At 72.4% G+C, this 23,600-nt stretch carries 21 protein-coding genes; 14 read left to right on the top strand and 7 right to left on the bottom strand.

Annotation, left to right across the window (positions count from 1 at the left end; all coding sequences use genetic code 11):
• The first annotated feature begins 101 nt into the window (after positions 1–101).
• The 5 genes from ABZ374_RS07745 to ppgK all read left to right on the top strand — a co-directional run bounded on the left by ABZ374_RS07745 (position 102) and on the right by ppgK (position 7,419).
• Complete coding sequence (locus ABZ374_RS07745; RefSeq protein ID WP_360307708.1) at positions 102–1,523, top strand: hypothetical protein; 1,422 nt, start codon at positions 102–104, stop codon at positions 1,521–1,523.
• Between the two features lie 180 nt (positions 1,524–1,703).
• Positions 1,704–2,357 (top strand): ACT domain-containing protein, encoded by a 654-nt coding sequence (locus tag ABZ374_RS07750; protein ID WP_360307711.1) that lies wholly within the window; start codon positions 1,704–1,706, stop codon positions 2,355–2,357.
• Between the two features lie 211 nt (positions 2,358–2,568).
• A complete protein-coding gene (locus ABZ374_RS07755; protein WP_360307714.1) occupies positions 2,569–3,729 on the top strand; it encodes an LCP family protein in 1,161 nt (386 codons plus the stop codon).
• A gap of 171 nt (positions 3,730–3,900) precedes the next feature.
• Positions 3,901–6,555 (top strand): right-handed parallel beta-helix repeat-containing protein, encoded by a 2,655-nt coding sequence (locus ABZ374_RS07760; protein ID WP_360307717.1) that lies wholly within the window; start codon positions 3,901–3,903, stop codon positions 6,553–6,555.
• Between the two features lie 126 nt (positions 6,556–6,681).
• Positions 6,682–7,419, top strand: a complete 738-nt coding sequence (ppgK, locus tag ABZ374_RS07765) for a polyphosphate--glucose phosphotransferase (protein ID WP_360307720.1) — start codon at positions 6,682–6,684, stop codon at positions 7,417–7,419.
• A gap of 40 nt (positions 7,420–7,459) precedes the next feature.
• Here ppgK and ABZ374_RS07770 read toward each other — a convergent pair whose 3' ends face one another.
• Positions 7,460–8,056, bottom strand: coding sequence for a 3'-5' exonuclease (locus tag ABZ374_RS07770; protein ID WP_360307723.1), 597 nt, complete (start codon positions 8,054–8,056; stop codon positions 7,460–7,462).
• A 97-nt stretch (positions 8,057–8,153) separates the two neighbouring features.
• Here ABZ374_RS07770 and ABZ374_RS07775 point away from each other — a divergent pair, with 97 nt between their 5' ends.
• Positions 8,154–8,921, top strand: a complete 768-nt coding sequence (locus ABZ374_RS07775; protein ID WP_360307725.1) for an SDR family oxidoreductase — start codon at positions 8,154–8,156, stop codon at positions 8,919–8,921.
• Between the two features lie 123 nt (positions 8,922–9,044).
• On the opposite strand, the gene ABZ374_RS07780 is transcribed toward ABZ374_RS07775, so the two are convergent.
• Positions 9,045–10,316, bottom strand: a complete 1,272-nt coding sequence (locus ABZ374_RS07780; protein ID WP_360307728.1) for a metallophosphoesterase — start codon at positions 10,314–10,316, stop codon at positions 9,045–9,047.
• A 271-nt stretch (positions 10,317–10,587) separates the two neighbouring features.
• Here ABZ374_RS07780 and ABZ374_RS07785 point away from each other — a divergent pair, with 271 nt between their 5' ends.
• Genes ABZ374_RS07785 through ABZ374_RS07795 form a run of 3 tightly spaced genes read left to right on the top strand, consistent with a single transcriptional unit; the run spans position 10,588 to position 13,774 of the window.
• Positions 10,588–11,133 carry a TrmH family RNA methyltransferase gene (locus ABZ374_RS07785; protein WP_360307731.1) on the top strand — a complete coding sequence of 182 codons (546 nt, stop codon included), beginning with the start codon at positions 10,588–10,590 and terminating at the stop codon, positions 11,131–11,133.
• Between the two features lie 23 nt (positions 11,134–11,156).
• A complete protein-coding gene (locus ABZ374_RS07790; protein ID WP_360307734.1) occupies positions 11,157–12,620 on the top strand; it encodes a carboxylesterase family protein in 1,464 nt (487 codons plus the stop codon).
• Positions 12,602–13,774 carry a type ISP restriction/modification enzyme gene (locus ABZ374_RS07795; protein WP_360307737.1) on the top strand — a complete coding sequence of 391 codons (1,173 nt, stop codon included), beginning with the start codon at positions 12,602–12,604 and terminating at the stop codon, positions 13,772–13,774. Before ABZ374_RS07790 ends, ABZ374_RS07795 begins: the two co-directional genes overlap by 19 nt.
• 58 nt (positions 13,775–13,832) lie before the next feature.
• Here the strand turns inward: ABZ374_RS07795 and ABZ374_RS07800 are convergent, their stop codons facing one another.
• On the bottom strand, positions 13,833–15,005 hold the full coding sequence (locus ABZ374_RS07800) for an amidohydrolase family protein (RefSeq protein ID WP_360307740.1): 1,173 nt from the start codon (positions 15,003–15,005) through the stop codon (positions 13,833–13,835).
• A 256-nt stretch (positions 15,006–15,261) separates the two neighbouring features.
• On the opposite strand from ABZ374_RS07800, the gene ABZ374_RS07805 reads away from it, so the two are divergent.
• Both ABZ374_RS07805 and ABZ374_RS07810 read left to right on the top strand, forming a co-directional pair.
• Positions 15,262–15,753 carry a GNAT family N-acetyltransferase gene (locus ABZ374_RS07805; RefSeq protein WP_360307743.1) on the top strand — a complete coding sequence of 164 codons (492 nt, stop codon included), beginning with the start codon at positions 15,262–15,264 and terminating at the stop codon, positions 15,751–15,753.
• Positions 15,754–15,828: 75 nt separating this feature from the next.
• A complete protein-coding gene (locus ABZ374_RS07810; RefSeq protein ID WP_360307746.1) occupies positions 15,829–16,578 on the top strand; it encodes a hypothetical protein in 750 nt (249 codons plus the stop codon).
• 99 nt (positions 16,579–16,677) lie between these two features.
• Here the strand turns inward: ABZ374_RS07810 and ABZ374_RS07815 are convergent, their stop codons facing one another.
• Both ABZ374_RS07815 and ABZ374_RS07820 read right to left on the bottom strand, forming a co-directional pair.
• Complete coding sequence (locus ABZ374_RS07815; protein ID WP_360307749.1) at positions 16,678–17,814, bottom strand: serine hydrolase domain-containing protein; 1,137 nt, start codon at positions 17,812–17,814, stop codon at positions 16,678–16,680.
• A 66-nt stretch (positions 17,815–17,880) separates the two neighbouring features.
• Positions 17,881–18,483 (bottom strand): TetR/AcrR family transcriptional regulator, encoded by a 603-nt coding sequence (locus ABZ374_RS07820; RefSeq protein ID WP_360307752.1) that lies wholly within the window; start codon positions 18,481–18,483, stop codon positions 17,881–17,883.
• 1,173 nt (positions 18,484–19,656) lie between these two features.
• Here ABZ374_RS07820 and ABZ374_RS07825 point away from each other — a divergent pair.
• Both ABZ374_RS07825 and ABZ374_RS07830 read left to right on the top strand, forming a co-directional pair.
• Positions 19,657–20,493 (top strand): ATP-binding cassette domain-containing protein, encoded by an 837-nt coding sequence (locus ABZ374_RS07825; RefSeq protein ID WP_360307755.1) that lies wholly within the window; start codon positions 19,657–19,659, stop codon positions 20,491–20,493.
• Positions 20,486–20,797: a hypothetical protein gene (locus tag ABZ374_RS07830; protein ID WP_360307758.1), complete on the top strand. Its 312-nt coding sequence runs from the start codon at positions 20,486–20,488 to the stop codon at positions 20,795–20,797. The genes ABZ374_RS07825 and ABZ374_RS07830 overlap by 8 nt, the downstream gene beginning before the upstream one ends.
• Before the next feature lie 14 nt (positions 20,798–20,811).
• Here ABZ374_RS07830 and ABZ374_RS07835 read toward each other — a convergent pair whose 3' ends face one another.
• Positions 20,812–21,186: a nucleotide pyrophosphohydrolase gene (locus ABZ374_RS07835; protein WP_360307761.1), complete on the bottom strand. Its 375-nt coding sequence runs from the start codon at positions 21,184–21,186 to the stop codon at positions 20,812–20,814.
• Positions 21,187–21,317: 131 nt separating this feature from the next.
• On the opposite strand from ABZ374_RS07835, the gene ABZ374_RS07840 reads away from it, so the two are divergent.
• A complete protein-coding gene (locus ABZ374_RS07840) occupies positions 21,318–22,109 on the top strand; it encodes an exodeoxyribonuclease III (RefSeq protein WP_360307764.1) in 792 nt (263 codons plus the stop codon).
• Between the two features lie 99 nt (positions 22,110–22,208).
• On the opposite strand, the gene ABZ374_RS07845 is transcribed toward ABZ374_RS07840, so the two are convergent.
• The gene (locus ABZ374_RS07845; protein WP_360307796.1) at positions 22,209–23,366 is read right to left on the bottom strand and encodes a DUF5925 domain-containing protein; all 1,158 of its coding nucleotides are present in this window, start codon (positions 23,364–23,366) and stop codon (positions 22,209–22,211) included.
• Between the last annotated feature and the right edge of the window lie 234 nt (positions 23,367–23,600).

The raw sequence follows: 23,600 nt of genomic DNA on the forward strand, positions 1-23,600 counted from the left end.
GTACCCGGGGAGTGCAACCACGCCCGCTCCGTGCACGTCGCCCACAATCAGGGGGTACCGCGGGTTTGCCACCTGTGGTGGAAGAGGGAGAATCAGCGGCGATGAACGAGCAGGAGATACAGAAACTGAGGGCCGAGGCCGAGACCCGGACGCGGGAACTCGGGCCCGAGCACCCCGGTTCGCTCGACGCGCGCGCCGCGTGGGCCCGGGTGGTCGGTGACGAGGGCAGGCCCGCAGAGGCCGCTCGGATGTTCGGCGAGCTCGCGGGCGACTACGCGCGCGTGCTCGGTGCGCAACATCCGGACACGCTCCTGGCCCGGCACAACCATGCCTATTGCCTGGGATTGTCCGGGAACGCGGTCACCGCCGAGTCGCTGGCGCGCGATGTCGCGGCCGACTGTGTCCTGGTGCTCGGTCAGGACGATCCCGAGACGCTGAACGTGCGTGCCGGGTGGGCCCGATGGATCGGCGAGGCGGGTGACGCCGCGGGCGCCGCCCGGATGTTGCGACCGATCGTGGAGGAGGCGACCGACGCGCTCGGACCGGTGCATCCGGACACGCTGACCATCCGACACCAGCACGCGCACTGGGTGGGCCGCTCCGGCGAGACGATCCAGGCGGCCCGGTTGATGGCGGCGATCGCGGACGAGCGCGGCGAGGTGCACGAGCCGGACGATCCCGCGGCGTTGACGGCGCGGCACGACCGGGCGACCTGGGCGGGTGAGGCCGGTGACGTCTCGGTGGCCCGGGACGCGTTGATGCACCTGGTCGAGGACGCGACGCGGGTACTGGGACCGGACCACCACGACACGTTGGTGATCCGGCACAACCACGCGCACTGGACCGGCGAGTCCGGCGATCCGCTGGGCGCCCGGACGTTGCTGACCCAGTTGGTCGCGGACTGTGCGCGGGTGCTCGGCGAGCAACACCCGGACAGCGAGAACGCTCGACGCGGGCTGATGTGGTGGACCTACGGGCCCAAGGCCAACGACCCGGCGCCGACGTTCGCGACGGCGGTGGGCAACAGCTCGGTGCGGGCGGGGCGGCCGGCGAAGGAGCCGAAGCCGCCCAAGGCGGCGAAACCGCCGCGGGCGCCGAGGACACCGAGGGCCGAGCGGGCGGGGAAGGCGAAGGCGGCCGAGGCCGCGGCGGCTGCGCCGATCGAGGTGACCGCGCCCGCCGCGCCGGCGGCCGGCGCTTCGGCGGCGGTGCCACCGCCCGCGGAGCCGGACGGGGACGTTACGGCGTTCGCCCCGGTGGCCGGGCTCGTCCCGGACACCGAGGAGAACGCGGCGGTGTCGGCCGAGCCGGCTTCGCGACCCGACCCGGTCGAGGAGGCGGCACCGAAGGTCGATGCGGATCGGCCGGCCGGCGCGGACGCGTCCGCCGCGGACCGGGCGCCGGATGCTGCGGTGACCCGGGTGTCGAGCGTGGCCCCGGACGACGAGCCGATGCACGTGAACGGCTCGGCGGCTGCGGCGGACGAGGTCACCCGCGACGGGGAGCCCGACGAAAAGAAGTAGGCAGGGGGAGGGGCGCCATCGGAATCCTCCGATGGCGCCCCTCCACGTTCGGCGGGTGGTGTCGCCCCGCGCGCCGCGATGTCCGCGCCGCCGATGATCACTTGGTGCTGTCATATGTACGCAACACGAACGAAACGGGGAAAGGTCAGGATGCAAGACAGGTAATGGAGGAGGTGTCGCGTGCTGTACCGACTGAGGGTGTCGCTGCCGGATCGGCCCGGATCGCTCGCGCGGATCACGCAGTTGCTGGGCGCGGCGGGCGCCGACGTGATGCAGATGACCGTGCTCGAACAGCTCGGCGGCCGTGCGGTCGACGAGTTCACGCTCTCCTGGGGTGGTGAGCGGGACATCGCCGCGCTGGTCGGCGCGATGGAGCGCTCGGTGGGTGTCCGGGTCGAGGGCTGCTGGGCGGCCGGCGAGGTGCCCGGATCCGCGCCGGAATTGGACGTGCTGGGGCAGGTGGCGCGCGATCCGGGACGGGCGGTGGCCACGCTGATCGACGCGGCGCCCACGCTCTTCCACGCGGACTGGGCGGTCGCCACGCGCGGCGGACGCGGTCGGCAGCTCGTGCACCAGAGCTGGCGGGCCCCGGAGACGCCGGTGCTGCCCGCGCTCACCCCGATGCGCCCGCTCGCCTTCGCCTACGAGGGCGACCCGAGCGGCCACGGCGCGGCGGCGCCGATCGGCGCCTCCTGGCTGACCCTGTACGTGGTCCGGCACGAGGGCCCCGCCTTCCACCGCACCGAACTCGAACGCCTGGGCCGCATCGTCGACGTCGCGTTGGGCGTCCTGGGCGAGCGCGGTGCGGCGAAGGCCGCGGGCGGGACCGGATAGGTCGGGATTCGGCTCGGCCGCCCTGCGCTCGCGGGGGTGTGGACCGCCCATCCCGCGCTCGGGCGGGGTTTTGTGGCGCGCGGGGTGGGAACCAATTGATGCTATTCAGCGTGTAACGATCGGAACAACTATGATTGTGTAATTGTGCGTACTTCGGGGCATCGAGCCGAGCGCACATCGAGCGCGGGGGCCCGACGAAGGCGACGACGACGTGCAGGACAAGGATGAGACGTCCCCGGCGGCCGACGCCGTTTCGGGGGCGTCGGGTGGGGAGCCGGGATCGGAGCGTCCCGGTCGCATAGAACGGCGCATCCGGGATCGGCGACGCCGACGGCGGCGCATCCTGGCCTGGACCGCCGGTGGGCTCGTCACCCTGCTGCTGGCCGCGGGGGGCTTCGGGTGGTGGTTGTACGACCACCTCAACGGCAACATCCGCACGCAGGACTTCGCCGACCAGTTGACCGATCGACCGCCGCCCACCGGCGGGATGAACGTGCTGCTCGTGGGGTCCGACTCGCGCGCCGGTGACAATTCCGCGTACGGCCGGGACGACGGCGGGACCCAGCGCTCGGACACCACGATCCTGCTGCACGTGCCCGAGGGGCGCAAGACCGCGACCGCGGTCAGCTTCCCGCGCGACCTGATGGTCTCGGTGCCCGCGTGTCGCACCACGACGGGCGGCACCCAGCGCGCCTACTTCGGCCAGTTCAACAGTGCGATGGAGGTCGGTGGCGTGCCGTGTGTGGCGGCCACCGTGGAACGGCTCACCGGTGCGCGCATCGATCATCAGATCACCATCGACTTCACCGGGTTCAAGAAGGTCGTGGACGCGCTCGGCGGCGTGCCGATGCACATCGAGCAGCCGATCGACGACAAGGCCGCGCACCTGCAACTGCCCGCCGGTGACATCACCCTCGACGGGGAGCAGGCGCTCGGCTTCGTGCGTGTGCGCAAGAGCCTGGGCGACGGCAGCGACATCCAGCGGATCGCGCGTCAGCAGGAGTTCCTCAAGGCGCTGATCAAGAAGGTCCAGGACGAGAACCTGCTGACCAACCCGGCCAAGGCGTACAACGTGATGGACGCCGCGACCAAGGCGATCACCACCGACTCCGGGATCAACTCGCTGGTCAGCCTGTACGACTTCGCCAACGGCCTGCGCGGCATCCCGCTGGACAGGATCGAGTTCACCACCACGCCGCTGACCGACTACGCGCCGGACCCCAACCGGGTCGCGCTCAAGCAGCCCGACGCGGCGCAACTGTTCACCCGGCTTCGCGACGGTGCGCCGGCGCCCACGCCGGCCGCGACCGCGACCGCGAGCGTCGGAACGGCCGGGGCCGGTAGCACGAATCAGGGCAGTGCGGGACGTTAACCGCCACCCGGCCGTGCCCTCGGGGCGTTGAACTGTACGGTGCAGGGGTCCGCCGACGACACAGCGTCCGGGCCCCCGGGGCAAGACCCGGTAATGGGGCCGCCCGCGACGCTTTACGGTGGACTCGCGAGGGTGCTGGGTGTGGACCGAGGGGCTGGTGGCAGGGGCGCCATGACGGGTCGGGTTCTTCAGGTGGTGCAGGGCACTCGTTGGCGACGGCGCACGGGTGAGTACACCTCGATCGGCGCCGCGGTCGGCGCCGCGGCGGCGGGTGACTCGATTCTGGTCGCGCCCGGGACGTACCGCGAGGACGTGTCGATAGCCGTCGCGGTGACGGTGGTCGGCTCGGACGGGCCGGGGACGGTGGTGTTGACCGCCGCCGACGGCGTCGCGCTGACGATCACCTCGGACGCGGCCGTGCACGGTCTGGTCGTCGAGGGTGGCGCCGGGGTGTTGTCGCCGGCCATCGTGATCGAGGGTTGCGCGCCGATACTGGAGGAGTGTGTGGTCCGGGCCGCCTCGGTGGTCGGGGTCGAACTGCGCGCGGGAGCCGACCCGATGATGCGCCGCTGTCGGGTGAGCAACCCGCAGGGGGTGGGCATCGGGGTGACCGGCCGCTCGCGGGGCACCTTCGAGGACTGCGAGATCGGCGACACCGGACGTGAGGGCTTCGACGTGCGCGAGGGCAGCGCGCCGATCCTGCGCCGCGGTCGGGTGCGCGACGCGTCCGGGCACGGACTGCGGTTCACCGGCCCGGGGACCACCGGCAGCGTGCAGGAGTGCGAGATCCACGACGGCTCCGACGCGGAGCCCGCGGTGTTCGTCGGCGACCAGGCCGCGCCGCACCTGACCGGCCTGCACATCCACGACGTGGGCGGCGGCGGCATCTGCGTCGCGGGCGGTGCGGCGCCGATCATCGCCGACTCGCGGATCGAGCGGGTCGGCTGGGCGGGCATCTCGGTCGGCGGCCAGGGCAGCGCCGGATCGCTCTCGCGCACCGAGATCACCTCGGTCAAGGGCACCGGCGTCCAAGCCGACGACCTGGCCACGTTCTCGCTCGACGACTGCACGATCCGCGACGCCGAGGGCAACGGCGTGTCCGTCGACCGCGGCGCCAACCTGACCCTGGTCGGCTGTCGGCTGCGCGACATGGGCCGCAACGGCGTCGACGTGCACGGTCACTCCGAGGTCACCCTGAGCGGGTGCACGATCCGCAGCTTCGGCCGCAACGGCCTCTCGCTCGCCGACCACGGCGCCCGGGCGTCCGCGATCGACTGCGAGTTCCACGACTCCACCGGCGGCAAGCCGGCCGTGTGGGTGGCCGACGGCGCGGACGCGGCGCTGGGCGAGTGCCGCATCCACGACGTGTTGGACGGGGTCAAGGTGGCCGGCTCCGGCACCGGCCTGTCCATGCACGACTGCGAGATCCACGACGTGGACGAGACCGGCATCGGGATCGGCGCCGGCGCGGTGGTCTCGGTCAAGTCCTGCAAGGTCCGCAAGGCCACCACCGGTGTGTGGTTCATGGAATCGGACTGCGGCGGGATCATCGCCGACTGCACCATCGAGGACACCACCGACGGCGTCTCGGTCACCGGCGCGGCCGGTCCCACCGTGCGCCGGGTCCGGGTGGACCGGGCGAGCGGTGAGGGCATCCGCGTCGCCGGGGGCGGGCGCGGCGACTTCGAGGACTGCGAGGTGCTCGGCGGGCGCGGCTACGGTGTCCACGTGCGCGAGGGTTGCCACCCGGTGTTCACCCGGTGCACCACGCGGGACAATGCCAAGGGCGGCTTCGAGTTCGCCGGTCCGGGGCCGGTGGCGGTCGAGTGCACGTCGCAGGGGGACGGGGCGAGCGGCACGGAGACACCGGCCGGCGGCGGGATCCTGGGTACGCCCGGCCCGATCGCGGCGGCGGGCGCGCAACCACAGGGCGTGGCCACGCTGACCGCCACGCTGCCGATCCCGGGCGCGCGCGAGGGCGGGGCGGTGGACGGACCCGTCGCCGAGGCGTCCGGGCGCACCGTGGACGAACTGCTCGCCGAATTGGACGCGTTGGTCGGCCTGGCCGGGGTCAAGACCGAGGTGCGCAACCTGATCGACCTGATCTCGGTCGGCCGGCGGCGCGAGGAGGCCGGACTCAAGGCGCCCACGCTGCGCCGGCACCTGGTCTTCACCGGCTCACCGGGCACCGGCAAGACCACGGTGGCCCGCCTCTACGGCGAGATCGCCCAGGCGCTCGGCGTGTTGCGGATGGGCCACCTGGTCGAGGTCTCCCGGGTCGACCTGGTCGGCGAACACATCGGCTCGACCGCGCCGCGCACCAAGGAGGTCTTCGACCGGGCCCGCGGCGGTGTTTTGTTCATCGACGAGGCGTACAGCCTGGCTCCGCCGGATCCCTCGCGCGACTTCGGCCGCGAGGCGATCGACACGCTGGTGAAGATGATGGAGGACCACCGCGACGACGTGGTGGTGATCGTGGCCGGCTACACCGACGAGATGGAACGCTTCCTGGGCGCCAACCCCGGCTTCGGGTCCCGGTTCTCGCGCACCATCACCTTCCAGGACTACTCGGCCGACGACCTGGTCGAGATCACCCGCAAGCAGGTGAGCGAGCACGAGTACGTGCTCACCGACGACGCGTGCGATGCGCTGCTGGGCTACTTCCGCCGGCTTCCGCGCGGCGCCGCGTTCGGCAACGCGCGTGAGGCGCGGCGGACGTTCGAGGCGATGATCGAGCGGCATGCGACCCGGTTGGCCCAACTGCCGGGCGCGGGCATGGAGGAGTTGCGCACGTTGCATTCGGAGGATCTCCCCGAACTGCGATGAATCGGCCCGCGCCGGCGGGGTAACGGCCGATGGGGCGCGGTCGCCCGCGTCGCGCGGTGGACGGTGCGCAGGACTGTGGGCGGTGCGCAGGGTTTGTGGATGGTTGCGACGGCGAAGGAGCCTCACGTGCCGGTCATGGGCATCGACATCGGCGGGACCGGGATCAAGGGCGCGCCGGTGGACCCCGCCGCCGGCGCGCTGACCCACGAGCGGGTGCGGTTGCTCACGCCCGAGCCGTCCGGCCCGCAGGCGGTGATCGGGGTGGTCCGCGAGGTGCTGGAGCAGTTCGCCGACACCGCGGGTCCGGTCGGCATCACCTTCCCGGGCGTGGTCCGCGACGGCATCGTGCGCACTGCGGCGAACGTGGACAAGTCGTGGATCGACCTGGACGCCGACGCGTTGTTCACCGCGACGCTGGGCCGGCCGGTGACGATGGTCAACGACGCGGACGCGGCCGGCGTCGCCGAGATGCGCTTCGGCGCGGGCCGGGGGCAGCGCGGCACGGTGCTGATGTTGACCTTCGGCACCGGTATCGGCAGCGCGCTGTTCGTGGACGGCACGTTGGTGCCCAACACCGAGCTGGGGCACCTGGAGTTGGCCGGCCACGAGGCGGAGCGTCGGGCCTCGGCGGTGGCCCGGGAGACCCACGATCTCTCCTGGGAGAAGTGGGCCGCACGAGTACAGGAGTACCTGCGGCACGTGGAGATGCTCTTCTCCCCGTCGCTGATCATCATCGGCGGCGGGATCAGCAAGAAGCCGGAGAAGTTCCTGCCGTACATCAAGATCCGCGCCGACCTGGTGCCGGCGAGGTTGCACAACGACGCGGGCATCGTGGGCGCGGCGATGCTGGTGGCCGGGGACTGAGGCCGGGGTCGTCCTGCGGGTTGCCGGCCGTCGGTGCGGTCTATCGGGCGGATGCCGCCGGCGAGCGGGTGTCCGGGCGATCGCGGCGGGAGGCGCGCAGTACGCCGCCGAGCAGCTCGGCGATGTTCCACGCGTCGTCGACGCCCCGGTGGTGGGTGCCCTCCTGCGGGAGGCCGGCGTGTTCGAGGGCGGCGGCCATGCCGAGTTCGCGGTCCAGACCGTGGGCGAGCGAGTACAGCGACTTGGCGTTGAGGTGGCGGGTGCCGAAGGGATACGGGACACCCTCGGCGGCGCATTGGCGCTCGAACTGTTGCCGGTCGTACTCGCCCCAGCTCGCCCAGACCCGCTGATGGGTCCGGAACTCGGTGCGCAACAGTGCGCACGCCTCGGCGAAGGAGCGGCCGGTCGCCACCTTCGCCTGGGTCAGCGTGGTCAGTTCGGTGCAGAACGCGCCGACGGTGGAGTGGGTCGGGCGGACCAGGATGCCGCGGTTGGCGTCGCGCTCGCCGGTGGCGATGTCGAGGGTGGCGACGCCGATCTCGATGATCTCGCCGTGCTGCCCCTCGGGAGGCGGGCCGTCCCAGCAGGTCGCCTCGACGTCGATCACCACGAGCAGGTCCATCAGTCGTTTCGCCATGCCGGTCAGGACACCATTACGGACTTCGTGCTACCACTGGTTTTTGTTCTGACGGTACGTCAGATGCACGGCCCGCCCGTCCACGGAGGAGTTCGAAATGGGTACGCACAAGACATCACCCGAAACCGGCGTCGTGATCACCGGCGGTGCCTCGGGCATCGGGCGGGCCACCGCGCGGGCGCTGGCCGCCACCGGCCGACCGGTCGCGCTGTGGGACATCGCGGCGGGCCCGGTCGAGGAGGCGGCCAAGGAGATCGAGGCCGAGCACGGCGTGCCGGCGCTCGGTCTGGCCCTGGACGTCACCGACACCGAGGCGTATGCGGCCGCGATCCACGCCTCGGTCGAGGCGCTGGGCACGATCGGCGGATTCGTGCACGCGGCGGGCATCGTCGACTCGACCCCGATCACCGAGGTCACCGCCGAGAACTGGGACCGCGTCCTGGACGTCAACCTGCGCTCGTTCGCGCTGCTGGTCCAGGCGCTCACCCCGCACCTGCGCGAACACGCCGGCTCGGCGATCGTGGGCATCGCCTCGCTCAACGCGATCGTCGGCAACGCGCTCAACCCGTCCTACTGCGCGTCCAAGTCGGGCATGCTCGGCCTGAACCGCTCGATCGCCGCCAAGCTCGCCGAGTACCACATCCGCAGCAACGTGGTCTGCCCCGGTTACGTCGAGACCCCGATGCTGGCCCGCTCCTTCGCCCGCCCCGGCACCCGGGAGCGGATGGAGAACAGCTCCCCGCTGCGCAGGCTGGGCCGTCCGGAGGAGATCGCCGGCGCGATCCGATTCCTGCTGAGCGACGAGGCGTCGTTCGTCACGGGCACACACTTGACGGTGGACGGTGGAATGACGGAAACGGTCTGATGTGTCGGGGCAGGGCCGCCCCGAGCGGACGCCGCCCTGCCCCGAGTGACCGTCACGCTCGACCCGGACACCCGGTTGCGGATGCGCCGACGTGGGATTTCGGGGTGCCCCGCTCAGGCTGTTCTATCGCGTACTCAGTTCCACCACCGTGACCTCCGGGGGTGCTCCGACGCGTACCGGTGGGCCCCAGAAGCCGGCGCCTCGGGTGATGTAGAGCATCGTGTCGTCGACCCTGTGCAGGCCGGCGACGGCCGGTTGGTCGAGCTTGACCATGAGTTGCACCGGGAACATCTGGCCGCCGTGGGTGTGGCCGGAGAGTTGTACGTCGACGTCGTACTTGGCGGCCCGGTCCACCTGGACCGGCTGGTGGGCGAGCAGTACCACCGGGCGGGACGGGTCGCGGTCGGCCAGTGCCTTGGCGAAGTCGGGGCCGTCGTGGTGCGACTTGCCGGTGACGTCGTTGACCCCGGCCAGGTCGAAGGCCGCGCCGCCCCGGGCGATCTCCAGCCGGTCGTTGGCCAGTGTGTGCACGTTCAATTCGGCGAGTTCGGCGACCCAATCCGCCGCGCCGGACATGTAGTCGTGGTTGCCGGTGACGAAGAAGGACCCATGACGACTGGTCAACCGCCGCAACGGCTCGGCGTCGCCGCCCAGTTGCCCGGCCGTGCCGTCGGCCAGGTCGCCGACGACGGCGACCAGGTCCGGGTTGGTCCGGTTGATCGTCTCCACCACGCGCGTGGTGTGCGCACGTCCGAGCAGCGGGCCCAGATGGATGTCGCCGACCACCGCGATCCGAAAACCGGCCAGCCGAGGGTCGAGCCGGGCGATCGGTATGCGGACCCGCACGGTGCGCGGCGCGCCCAATGCCTGGGACATCCCGTATCCGACGGTGCCCAGCGAGGTGCCCGCCGCCAACAGCGCGACCGAGCGGCTCAGCACCAGCCGGCGGTCCGGAGCCCACGGCGTGCCCGCGACGGCGGCCGGCGGCTCCGAGGTGTCGGCGTCCCCGTCCGCGTCCGCGCCGACCGCTACCGGGACGGCGACCGGCAGGTCCGCGGGCTGCTCGGCCGCCCCCGCGCGCCGCCGCAGCGTCCGCAGCGCGAGCAGCCGAGGCACCTCCAGCACCGCGAGCGCGAGCACCACGTAGAGCAGCAGGGCCATCCAGACGAAGCCCGGCCAGGCGATCCACTCCGTGCCGCGTGGGCCGAACACCTTGGGCAGGACCAACGCGCCCACCATCGACACGCCGAGCGCGACCACCACGCCCGCGCCGATCCGCCGCACCGGCCCCGACCGGGTGGTGTCGCGCACGAGCCGCCGCCACACGTAGAGGTGCACGCCGACCAGCAGCGCGAGCACGGCGACGGCCGCGACGATCACCAGGACAACGGTCAAGGCAGGACTCCCGAGTGAATGGATGTTTCCCGGGAAGCGTGTCACGCCCGTGCCGGCACCGGCATCCGGCTCGCGGAGTATCCGAGGTTGCTCCCGTGGGCGCAATGCGGCGTCGTTCGCCGTATCCTGACGCGGTAGCGACACTCGACGATGGCCCGGTCACGCCGCGAAGTGGCCCACTCGTGAAGCGAATCAAGCACCGCGAACACCGATCGAACCGCATCGATCGCATCGGCACGCACGTCGACGGGAGGCGCTCCTCCCGGGAGCGATGACCTCGCGCGGCGGCCCTCGCCCCGCCGACCCCGCGTACCACGTCAACACCCGCGCCGAGCTGAAACGGCAGCGCCGACCCCGGGCGCACGGCTGCTGGGACCACCTCTACCTCGCGCCGCTGTGGCCCAAGCACGGCGTCAACCTCGGCACCCTGCTGCGCACGTGCGACGCGGTCGGCGCGTGCCTGGTCGTGCCGCGCCTGCCCTGGGTGCCCGAGGCACTGGCCCGCGGCAACACGCTGCGCCGGCCGACCTGCGTGCATCGGGTCGGCAACCCGCTCACCTGGTTGGCCGGTCGACGCGAGCGCGGCGCCCGGGTGGTCGGCGTCGAACTCGCCGACGACGCGGTCCGACTCGCCGACCTCGAACCCGCCCGCCGACCCACCATCGCCGTGCTCGGACACGAGAGCGACGGCATCCCGTTCGAGGCGTTGCCGTTCATCGACGAGATGGTGGAGATCCCGATGATCGGCACCGGCACCAGCCTCAACGTCGCGGTGGCCGGGTCGCTGGTCGCCTACAAGCTCGCGGGTCTGCTCTGACGGCGGGTCCTATGCTCGATGCCATGGTGCGAGTGCAGACGTCGCTGGGTGGCCTGATCGGCGAGGAGTCGGACGGGGTCCGGATTTTTCGAGGGGTACCCTTCGCCGCGCCGCCGCTGGGACCGGCCCGGTTTCGGCCGGCCGGGCCGGCGGCGGCCTGGGACGGGGATCGGGACGCGCGCGAATTCGCCCGCGCGGCGCCGCAGCCGATGGGCCAGTACGGCGCCGCGCCGGTGGCTGTCGACGAGGACTGCCTGTACCTGAACATCCACGCGCCCGCCGGGCCCGGCCCGCACCCGGTGCTCGTGTGGGTGCACGGCGGCGGATACACCGGCGGGGCGTCCTTCGAGGGCGTGTACGACGGCAGCGGGTTCGCCCGGCGCGGCGTGCTGGTGGTCACGCTCGCCTACCGCCTCGGCGTGCTCGGGCTGTTGCACCTGCGGCACCTGCTGGGCGAGGAGTACGCCGCCTCCGGGGTCAACGCACTCCTGGACGTGGTTCAGGGGCTGCGCTGGGTGCGCGAACACATCGGCGCCTTCGGCGGGGATCCCGACCGGGTCACCCTCGGCGGGGTCTCGGCCGGCGCGAAGCTCACCGCCAACCTGCTCGCGCTGCCCGCCGCGCGTGGGCTCTTCCACCGGGCGATCGTGCAGAGCGGCGGGGCCCAGACGGTGCGCAGCGTGCCGGAGGCCGAGCAGGCCACCGGCGACGTGCTGGCCGCGCTGGGGATCGCCCCGGATCGGGCCGCCGCGCTGATCCGGGTCCCCGTGGCCGAGTTGCTCGACGCGCAGGCCGAGGCGATCGGGCGCGGCGCGGCGCGGTTCGTGTTCCGGCCGGTGGTCGATCCCGCCGGGCCGCTGCCGGTGACGCCGGTGCGCGCGATCCGGGGCGACGTGCCGATCCTGCTCGGGTCGAATCAGGACGAGGAGGAGATGTTCGTGGTCATGGAGGGTACGGACGCCCACGAGCCCGGACCCGCCGACCTGGCCAACCTGCGCCGCCCGGACGACCTCGCCGCCCTGGTGCGCAGGTACGCGGAGCTGTATCCCGAGCTGAACGGGCGTTCGCGGCGGATCCGGCTGCTCACCGCGGAGTCCTACGGGATACCGACCGTCCGGCTCGCCGAGGCGCAACTCGCGGCCGGCGGAACGGCGTACCTGTACCGGTTCCGCTGGGCGCCCAAGGCACATCCGCAACGGCTCGGATCGCCGCACGCGATCGACATCCCGTTCGTGTTCGGCACGTTGGATACGCCGCTCGGTCGCTGGTTGACCGGCGGTGTGCCGCCCGCCGCGCGGGAGTTGTCCGATCGTGTGCAGCAGGCGTGGGCCGCGTTCGTCGAGGGTGGGCCGCCGGTGGCCGACGGGCTGCCGCACTGGCCCGAGTACGACCCGATCGAGCGGCGCACGATGTTGCTCGACGTGCCGGCGACGGTGGTCGGGGATCCGGATCGGGAGGAGCGGCGGGTGTGGGACCACGCGCTGTGAATCCGGTCGGGGCGGCGGCGCTCGCCGATCTGATGCCGTGGGGGACGACCGGGATCGGCACGGGCCGAACCTGGGTGTACGCGCCCGAACGCGAGACGCTGCGTCGGCGCTGGGCCGGGTTGGCCGCCGCCGAGGACCGCAACGCCCTGTTGCAGCCGACCCGTTCGCGAACCGAGTCGTCTCGGCCCGCGCCGCTGCCCGGGTGTGACGCGCCGACCGGCCCGCTGGCGCGGGTGGTCGGGCCGACGCCTCGACTGGTGCGGGTCGCCCGGCGGCCCTTCGATCGGCAGTGGCTGCTCGCGGACCACCGCGTGGTGGACTTCGCCCGGCCCGAACTGTGGCGGGTGCGCGGGGACCGGCAGGTCTACCTGACGGAGCGTCAAGCCGGGGATCCCTGGCCGCTGTTGTGCAGTGCGCTGCTGCCGGACGCGGCGCACCACGGCGGTCGCGGCGGGCGGGTCGCGCCGCTGTACCGGGACCCGGCGGGCCGCGAGCCCAACCTGGTGCCCGGACTGGTCGAACTGCTCGCGGACCGGCTCGCCGTCCCGGTCGCGGCCGAGGACCTGTTCGGCTGGATCGTGGCGGTGACGGTGGACCCGGCGCGGGTGCCGCTGACCGCCGACCCGGGGCTGTGGACGGCGGGCGTCGAACTCGGCCGCCGACTGATCGGCCTGTACACGTTCGGTGCGCGCTTCGGCCGCCCCGGCGACGGCAAGCCCCGGCTGCCGGGCGGGCGCCGCCCGTTCGTGCGCGAGCCGATCCCGGCCCGGCCGACCGGCGCGACCTATGACCAGGAGAGCCGTTCGTTGCTGCTGGGCACCGGCCGGATCGGGCCGGTGCCGCGCGAGGTGTGGGACCTGGGCATCCTCGAACCGTGGATCGCGGCCCGCACCGAACCCCCGGGCGAGGGCCTGGAGCGGATCCGCGAGCGCACCTGGTCGAGCGAGCTGACCAGCGAACTGATCGACCTGCTGCACGTGTTGGGCCTGCTCGCCGACCTGACCGCGGCTCAGGCCGAACTCCGTGCCCGGGCCGGCGCAGGCCCCACTCTCGACCCCACCGCCCTGCTCCCACCCGCCCCCGCGACCCGCCGCCCGCCGACCGTCCTCGACAGCACCGAGGAGGGTCCGGGCGGCCAGGCCGTCCTGATCTGACCCGGACCACCCGGCTCGTTCGCCGCAAGAGCGCGATCCGAGCGTGGCCCGGCGTCGGTCAGATCGGGCGGGGGGTGTTCAGGGCCTCGGCGTTTTCGCCCATGATCAGGGCCTTGGTGTGGTCGTCGAAGGGCTTCAGTTCGCTTTCGTAGTCCCTGGGGTTGGGGAGGCCCTCGATGTGGGGCCAGTCGGAGCCGAAGACGACCCGGTCGGGGCCCATCAGGTCGACCACCTCGACGAGGTCGTCCTCCCAGAACGGGTTGATCCAGACGTGCCGGCGGAAGGTCTCCACCGGGTCCTCCGGGAACAGGCCCGGGATCTTGCGGCCGACCGAGCGCAGCTTGCGGAACAGGTCGCCGAGGAACTCGGAGCCGTTCTCCACCGAGACCACCCTCACGTTCGGGAAACGCTCGAAGAGGCGATCGAGGATCAGCGACGCGAGGAAGTCGAAGATCGGCCGCTCCATCGTCCACAACATCGTCACCGACGGGCCGCCGCCACCCTTGAAGTCGGTACGCAGGCCCTGCTTGCGGGTGTAGCCGTTGGCCGAGTAGCCGCTGTCGCCCGCGTGCACGATCACCGGCACCCCGGCCTCGTTCACCCGGGCCCAGAACGGATCGAAGACCGGGTGCCCCGGCGGGTACGGACCGTCCGCGGTGTTCGGCGCGGCCGGGCGCATGCACACGATCCGGGCGCCGCCCGCCAGTGCCCGATCCAGGTCGGCGAGCGCGGTCTGCGGGTCGGCGAGCGCGATGTAGGGCGCGGCGAAGATCCGGTCCCGGTAGGCGTACCCCCAGTCCTCCTCCAGCCAGCGGTTGAACGAGGAGTACAACTGCCCGACCGCCCAGGGGTCGTGCGCGAGCGCCGCCTCGTACACCATGCCCAGCGTCGGGAACAGCCAGATCCGGTCCAGGCCCTGATCGTCCATCACCGCCAGCCGCGCGTCCCGGTCGCGGTATTCCGGGCGGATCGGCTCGCGCTCGCGCAGGTAGTCCAGCGGGTTGCGCCCGGAGGGGTTGCCGCGGAAGTACTCGGCCATCGCGCCGGCCTTGGCGATCGGGTCGAAGGTGGGATTGACCACGGCGTGGTTCACCGTGCCGCCGAGCACGTGGTACTTGCGGCCGTTGATCTCGCACCACTGGACGACCTGCTCGCCCAGCCTCGGGTCCAGGTGTCGGGTGAAGGCGTCGATGGCCTCGTAGTAGTGGTTGTCGGCGTCGAAGACGCGCATGGCGAAGACCCCCTCGGAGCGGCACGGAACCGGACCCGGGTCCGGACGCGGACCCGGGGATCGTCGCCCGAGTCGTAACGCCGTTACACGGTAAGGGAAGCTGTCTTTTATGGGAATGCCGATCGCCGAGCCGGCCGCCGACCCCTGCGACGCGGCCGCCGATCCCGCCTCGCCGGCCGGTGCGCGGCGGCCGACGCGGGGGAACGGCAAGGCGGTTCGGGTCTGTGCCCGGTGTCGGCCGGGTATCGGGTCGGGCATGACGAATGATCTCGGGGCGGTGCGGATCAGAGCCGCACAACCGGCGGACGCGGCGAGTGTGGCCGCCGTGCACATGGCCTCCCGGTCCGCGACGATGCCCTACCTGCCGCCGCAGCGGCGCACCCACGAGGAGGTGACCCGCTGGATCGGCGAGGTGCTGACGGCCGAGTGTCGGGTGTGGGTGGCCGTGCGCGGGGACGAGGTCGTCGGCTACGCGGCGTTGGCCGGCGACCTGCTCGAATGCCTGTATCTACGACCGGACCTGCTGCGCCGAGGGGTTGGCACACTGCTGCTGGAGGAGGTCGCCCGACACAGCCCGACCGGGCTCCGGCTGCACGTGTTCGCACAGAACGACGGTGCCCGGGCCTTCTACCGCCGGCACGGCTTCGTCGTGGTCGACACCGACGACGGCAGCGGCAACATGGAGAACCTGCCGGAACTTACCCTGCGCCGACGACCCGGGGTCGTCCGGGCCGTCTCGGGCGGGTGATGGTTGCTGGGCCGAACGAGGGAATAGTACGCGCGGCGACCGTCGGGCGAGGTCGGGGCGATCTAGCGTGGTCGGGTGAGCAGACACGTAATCCACCGGGCGGCGGCGCTGGCGGTCGCGCTCGGTGTGGTCGCCGTGCCGGCCGCGGCCGCGGCGCCGCTCACCGGATCCGCGCCGGCCCTCGGTCGCGGTTCGGCCGAGGTGTTCCGCCGGCCGATCCCGCCTCCGCTGCCTTCCCCGCCGTCGTCGAGTGGGCCGCTTCGGCCCGGCCTGCGACTGCCCGGGACGGACGCGATCCCGTCGGATTCCTGCCTCGATCCGACGCCTTCGGGTCCGCCGGATGCGGGCGGGGCGGGCCTGCCCGGCACCTCGCTCGGGCGCGACCGCACCCGCGACCTCGGCACCGCCGCGCTCCGGGCGCACTGCCCCGGGCTGCCGGACGCCGACCGCGGCGCCGAGCCGGCGGTGTCGCCGGGCGCCGCCGGGCGATCCGAGCACGATCGGGCCGGTGTGGGACCGCGTCGACACCGGGCGGACGGCCGCCCCCCGGCCGCCCCCGGCAAGCCCTCGCAGCGGCGCAAGCCTCCCGGTGCGCGGGACGACGCGGCCGAGGAACGGGGCGCCGCCGCCGCGAAGCGGGCGGTGCACGACGGGCCCGCGCTGATCGCCCGCAGGGCCATCACCGACCGCGTGGCGAACACCGGTTCGGCCCCGCTGTTGCCGCTCGGCCTGGCGGCCGGCGTGCTCCTGCTCGTCGGGGGCCTGGCTCTCGTGGCCGGCCGCCGCCGTGACCGCCCCGGCCGCGACCGCCCGCGCCGCGACTGACCCCACCGTGATCGGCCGCGCCCCGACCGACCCCACCGTGATCGGCCGCACGACGCAACTCCGGGCTGTGGAGCCCGCCTTCCCGGGGCCTGCCCGCCCCTACCGATCCAGGCACCCCCGCACCGCGTCGATCAGACCCAGCGCCCGCCCATCCGTGTGCAGCGGGGACTGGCCGTTCGTCACGTAGGCGAAGGCCAGACCCGCGGCCGGATCGGCGAAGGCCAGTGGACCGCCGCTGCCCGGGTGTCCGAAGGCGGCGGGGTCGGCGGAGACGGCGAAGAAGGTGGTCTCCGGCTTCATGAAGCCGAGGCTGAAGGCGGTGTGTTCGCCGAGGATTCGGTCCGGGCCCTCGACCACCGTACGGGTCACCTCGGTGACGGTCGCGGGCGAGAGCAGCCGCACGCCGTCCAGCGTGCCGCCGCCGGCGAGCATCGCGTACACCCGCGCCAACGCCCGGGCGTTGGTGACGCCGAGTCCCGAGGGCACCTCCCAGGCCAGCACGTCCGGGTCGTGATCCGCGCCGGGGGCGGCGAGTTCGGGCAGCGCGAGCATCGCCCGGCCGAGGTCCGAGCCGAGGTCGAGCAGCGCGGGGTCGGTCGGCGTGAGCGTGGTCAGGTGCGCGAGCCGGGGCAGCACGGTCGCGGGCAGGCCGATGTGCGCGTCCACGCCCAGTGGGCCGGCCACCTCCTCGGCCAGGAACGCGCCCACCGTGCGACCGTCCACCCGGCGGATCAGCTCGCTCGCGTAGAAGCCCCAGGTCACCGCGTGATAGCCGTGCGCCGCACCCGGTTCCCACACGGGCCGCCGGGAGGCCAAGGCATCCGCCAGTGCGTCCGGCATGGCCACCTGGGCGAGCGTGATCGGCTCGTCCAGGAACGGCAACCCGGCCTGGTGCGAAAGCAGTTGGGCCACCGTCACATCACGTTTGCCGGCCGCCGCGAACTCGGGCCAGTAGCGGCACACCGGCAACGCGGGATCGAGCAGCCCCCGGTCGATCAGCACCGCCAGGCACGTCGCGACCAGACCCTTGGTGACCGACCAGACCACCTGTACGGTGTCCCGCTCCCAACTGCGCCCCGCGTCCGGTTCGGCCAGCCCGCCCCACAGGTCCACCACGGGTGCTCCGTGCAGGTGGACCGCGACCGCGGCCCCCACCTCGCCGTGGAGCGCGAAGTTCTCCTCGAACGCGGCCTGTACGGGCGCGAATCCGGGCGCGACGAAACCGTCGACGTGCATGGTGTGGTCCTTTCGAGCGCTCGAAGTACCCACCGGTGTCGGGGTGGCCTGGCGGCCGTCGCCTGGTCAGTTCCGGGGGGTGACGCCTTCGAGTACGAGCGCCGTGAATTGGGCTTCCAATTCGGGCAGGGTGCGGTCGGTGCCGGACTTCCAGCCGGCGGTGAGCCACAGCGGGTACGCGAGATAGCGGTAGACCAACTCCGGGTCCAGATCGGCACGGAACTCCCCGGACTCGATCCCCTCCCGGAGGGTGTCCAGCCACAGATCACGGACTCGCATGCCGTCCACCGCGAGATGCGCGAAGCGCGGCAGCGTGGCCAGGTACGCGTAGTCCCGGACATACATCGTGGCCGCGTCGGGGTGGTGCTCGATGGTGAGGAACGCGGCATGCACGAGCCCGCGGAGCCGGTCGCTGGAGTTGCGCGCGTCGGCGAACGCCTCGTCGTACCAGCCGGACAGGTCGCGCATCGCAGCGGTGAGGATCTCGTCGATCAGATCCTCTTTGGAACCGAACCAGTGGTAGAGGCTGCCCGCGAGGATTCCCGACGCGTCGGCTATCTCACGGATGGTCGAAGCGACAACGCCCTTGCGGGCGAACAGTGTTGCGGCCTCGGACAGGATCACCTCCCGGCGCGGAAGTGCTTCGGGTTCCGTCTTCCTGCGTGCCATGAGCGCCCGTTCTCGGTCCGGCGGGTGGATGCGGCTGCGTTGGTGCTGTGCAGCCTAACCGCAGGTGGAGCGGTTGCCGTTGATCTGTGGGGGATTGCCTTCAGGGAGAACCTAGGGAACAACTCGGCAGAGCCTGACTGCCTATCTAACATTTGTTAGATTGTGCTGAACCTTCTACGCCAGTTTCCGAATCGCTGTCAAGGCCCTTGCCGGCGAAGGGCGTTGCGGTCTAGCTTGAGCCGCATCCGGGACTCCGTGGGGGATGGCCGGGCGGGGAGACGACGCGAGAGGCGTTGGCTCCCATGGCTCGTTGCACCACACGTACGGCGCAGGCCGTGCACACGACCTGCACCGCGAGAGCGGGACGCACACATCGGCGACTCGTCGGAGGCAACTCCCGTGCGGGCGGCCTTATTTCGTGCGCCCGCCGCACGTCGTTAGCCGACGCCCGCAACGGCACATCGGCTCGACTGCTCGCGCCCGCAATCGGCGTGTCCTGAACCATGGACACCTTCGTCGCGTCACTCGCCGCCGTCGCCCACCCGGCGATCGGCTGCCCGGCCCTCGGTCCGGGAGAACTCCCGTGGACCGCATGCCGGTTGCGTGACCACGCGGGTGTGTCGTCGCGTCCGGTCCCGATTCCCGGGTTCGTGGTGCGCCCGCACGGGCCGTTCCCGGCCCGGCCGATCGGATCGTGGCGGGACGAGATCGAGCAAACCGGTACAAAAACTTTGTCGTGGCCGGGAGGTGACGCCGGGTCAGGAGGGGAGTCGGCGTCCGTCCGGGGCGCGGGGGCCGTCCGGGATACATCCGGGTCGCGGTCGGACGGGGCGGGGGAGCCCTGTTCGACCGTCGATCCGGCTTCCGGTACGGCCCCCGATACGGGTGGCGCGCGGGCGGGGGGTGACGCCTGGTCAGGTATGGCGTCCGGCCTCGCGCGCCGCCCGGGGGAAGGGTCCGAGGCCGGGGCGCGCCCGCATGCGCGCCCCGGCTCGGGGCCCGAACGGCCGCGCGGTCGGCGGCCCGATGCACCAGGCGCCGCGGCTGTGAGCGCCGCGGCGCACGCGGGTTCGCTCGGGGAAGCGACACCCGCGGGTTCGAGCGGCCCGGCCACGCGTGCGCGAGCGGCCGTCGCGTACGTGCGCGAGCCGGGTCCTGCGAAGGAGGGCGACCATGCCTGACCCGGCGCGGCTGTACGCGTCCGGACCCGAACCGATTCCGGCCACCGCCTCCGATCAGGTCCGCCAACCCGTCCTGCGGGCCCGGCACCTGCGGGTGGACTTCGCCGGTGCGCGCGCCGTGGACGACGTGTGCCTGCGCGTCGAGCGCGGCGAGGCGGTCGGTGTGATCGGGCCGCACGGCAGCGGCAAGACCACCCTGTTGAACGCGATCACCGGAGTCGTGCCGGCCACCGGCGAGCTGTTCGTGTCCGGGCTGCCGGTCCGCCTGGGCAGCCCCGAACGCTCGCGCCGGGCCGGCCTGGTCCGGATGTTCCAGACGCCGCAACCGGTGCGTGCGCTCTCCGGGGCGGACAACGTCGTGCTCGCCGGCTCGGACATCCGCCATCGCGGGCTGCTCGCGGCCTGGCTGTCCCGGCCGCTGCTCGCGCGGGTCGAGCACGAGCGGCAATTCGGCGCCCGGATCACACCGGATCGGGCCGGCGCGCGAGGCCGGCGAGAGCGCGCCTCGGACGTACTGACCTATGGCGAACGGCGGCTGCTGGACATCGCACGCGGGATGGTGGCGGTGCCCCGGGTGCTGATCCTGGATGAGCCGAGCGCCGGGTTGAACGCACGTGAGACGCACGCCCTGCTGCTGCTCCTGCGCGGGGTCGCGGCGGACGGCGTGGGGTTGTTGGTGGTGGACCACAAGATCGACTTCGTGGACGCGTTGTGCGATCGGGTCACCGTGTTGGAATCCGGCCGCGTGGTTGCGGAGGGCACGCCGGCCGAGGTGCGAGGGGACCGCCGCGCCGTGGACGCATGCTCGGGGGGAGTACGCGATGCCTGAGACCGAAACACCGGAGACCCAAACGCCGGAGACGCAAATGCCATCCGGCGACGTCGACGAGGTTGGCGCAGTCCCGCGGATCGGCCGGATCCCGGAGCAGCGAGCAGGTACGTGCGACCCGCTCGACGGCCCCCGGTCCGCGGTCGACGGCCTGCCCGGCGATCTCGGCGCGCTGCCGTACGAACCCGACGCGCCACGCACCCAGACCCGACTCGTGGCCGGCGCGAACCCGGACGAGCGCACACCCCGCGCCGCGCACGCGATCACCCGCGCCCGGCGCTGGATCCGGCTGCGCCGACCCTAGGCTGGGAGGCGGCCCTACAGGCCCGGGGCGCCCGGCGGGTACTTGATCGCGTTCTTGACCATCTTGTCCCGCAGCGCCTGCGCCGGATCTATGCCGAGCCGGTTCGCCAGCCCGAGCAGATAGGCCAGCACGTCCGCGATCTCCTCCCGGACGTGCTCGCCGCGCTCCGGGTCCGACATCACGTCCGCGGCCTGCTCCGGGGTCAGCCACTGGAAGATCTCCACCAACTCCGCCGCCTCCACGCTCAGCGCCATCACCAGGTTCTTCGGGGTGTGGAAGGGCTGCCAGTGCCGCTCGGCGGAGAAGGCGACAACCGCGGCGGTCAGGTCGGCGAGATCGGAACCGGGCGGGGGAGTGGCGTCCGTGCGGGCCGGGGGAGTGGTGTCCATGCCCCATGACTACCGCATCCGCCACGCCCTCGGCGCACCGGCGGTGTCACCCCGGCGAGGGAGAATGGCCCGCAGGCCCGTCCGGTCGATCCGGCGGGCCCGAACGCCGTCGTCCGCTCTGGAAGGTTCGCATGAGGGTCGCCACCTGGAACATCAACTCGATCGGGGCCCGGCTGCCCAAGCTCGTCGAGTGGCTGGAGCGGGCCGCGCCCGACGTGGTGTGTCTGCAGGAGCTCAAGTCCACGCCCGAGGCATACCCGACCAAGGAGCTGGAGGAGCTCGGCTACGTGTCGGCGGTCAACGCCGGCGGGCGCTGGAACGGCGTCGCGGTGTTGTCCAAGGTCGGCCTGGCGGACGTCACCGTCGGTCTGGAGTCGGGGCCGGGCTTCCCGGAGGTCGACGGTCCGCACGAGGCCCGGTCGGTGTCCGCGACCTGCGGCGGGGTGCGCGTGCGGTCGGTATACGTGCCCAACGGCCGCGAGGTGGACAACCCGCACTACGCCTACAAGCTGGAGTGGCTGGCCGCACTGCGGACCGCGGTCGCCGCCGACGCCGCGGGCCCGCTGCCCTTTGCGGTGCTCGGCGACTTCAACGTCGCGCCCACCGACCGGGACGTGTGGGACATCTCGCTGTTCGGCGAGAACTCCACGCACGTGACGCAGGCCGAGCGGGACGCGATCGGTGCGCTGGAGGGCGTGGGGTTGCGCGAGGTGATGCCGAGGGCGCTCAAGTACGACGTGCCGTTCACCTACTGGGACTACCGCGAACTGGGCTTCCCGAAGAACAAGGGCATGCGGATCGACCTGGTCTACGGCAACGCGTCGTTCCAGGCCGCGGTCACCGACGCATACGTGGACCGCGAGGCCCGCAAGGGCAAGGGCACCAGCGACCACGCGCCGGTCGTGGTGGACCTCGCCGTCTAGGTCCCGGTCCGGGCCGCGTCCGGCATCGGAGTCGACGGTGCGACGAGCCGTCGACTCCGACCGGGAGCGGGCGGGTGCCTTCGACGAAGGCCATGCGCGCTACAGGTACAACCCCTCGCCGCCGTGCGCCGGTCGTTCGACCTCCACCGGCGCCGCGCCGTTGCGCAGTGCGTACAACTCGGCGAGCGTGGCGTGGGTGCCGATGCCGTCGGCGGTGCCGAGCCACTCGCGGGCCTCGGCGAAGTCCAGCGGACCCACGTCGATCTGGGCCAGGCAGCGGCCCGGGCGGACCACCGCCGGATGCAGCCGGCCGAGGCTTTCGTTGGTGGTGATCGCGACCATCACGTTGCGGCCCTGCCCGAGCAGTCCGTCGGTCAGGTTCAACAGCCGGGACAACGCCTGACCGGCCGAGCGTTTGGCCTCGCCCCGGATCAGTTCGTCGCAGTCCTCCAGGACCAGCAGTCGCCACCGCTGCGTCTTGGACTTGTCGTGCGACTCCTCGTCCTCGTCGCCGCGTCCGATCGCGACGTCCATCAGATAGCCGGTGTCGCCGAACAGCGCCTCCGGGTCCAGGACGCAGTCCATCCGGCACCAGTCCTGCCACGAGCGGGCCAGCGCGCGCAGCGCCGTGGTCTTGCCGGTGCCGGGCGGGCCGTGCAGCAGGATCAGCCGCCCGGACACGTCGTCCGGAGTGACCTTCATCAGCCGGTCGAACGCGCCGGCGGTGGGCGCGGTGTAGTTGCAGCGGATGTCCGCCCACGGCGCGGCGGTGATCGCCCGGGTGGTGCGGTACGGGCCGCGCCGGGCGGAGAAGTACCAAAAGCCCATTGCGACGGCCTCGTCCTTGGGCGGCGGATCGGCCGCGGCGCCCTTGACCGCCTTCTTCAGCACCGCGCGGCCGATCTTCTCGTCGACGGCGGTCACGGTCACCTCGCCGCCGCCGCTGCGCCAGCGGACCGAGCGCAGGGTCCAGCCGTCGCCGACGGCCAATTGGGAGGAGCGGTCGTCCTCTTCGACGGCGCGCACCACCTTGGCGCCGCGCGGCACGAGTCGGGCGCCGGGTTTGACCCGGTCCAGTCGGGTGGTCCTGGCCCACGGCTGAGCGCCGGTCAGGAAGGCGGCGAGGGCGAGTCCGTCCACGGCGTCGTACGGGGTGTCCGCGTCATCGAGGCCGAAAACGAAGGGCAACAGCGTTGAGGGGTCGTCACCGGCTGAATTCGGCGCCCCATCCGATGGGCGGGGCGTCTGGCGAGGCATCGACATGATTTCGATGATCCGGTGCCCCGGGCCGTCCGTACAGAGGTTTTCGAATAGTGGTTTCCGGCCCCGCCGGACCGTTGTGCCACCCGGCGCGGGATCGAAGTCCCGGCCTGGGCCCTGTCCGCCGGCCCGTGGCCTAGGACTTGTCCGGTCGATCATGTGCGGAGCCAGATGACGAGGGCTGCGGCGGTTGCCGTGCCGAGGTAGACGTAGCCGCGTTTGTCGTATCTG

This window comes from Embleya sp. NPDC005971 (assembly GCF_040629175.1).
GTDB lineage: Bacteria > Actinomycetota > Actinomycetes > Streptomycetales > Streptomycetaceae > Embleya.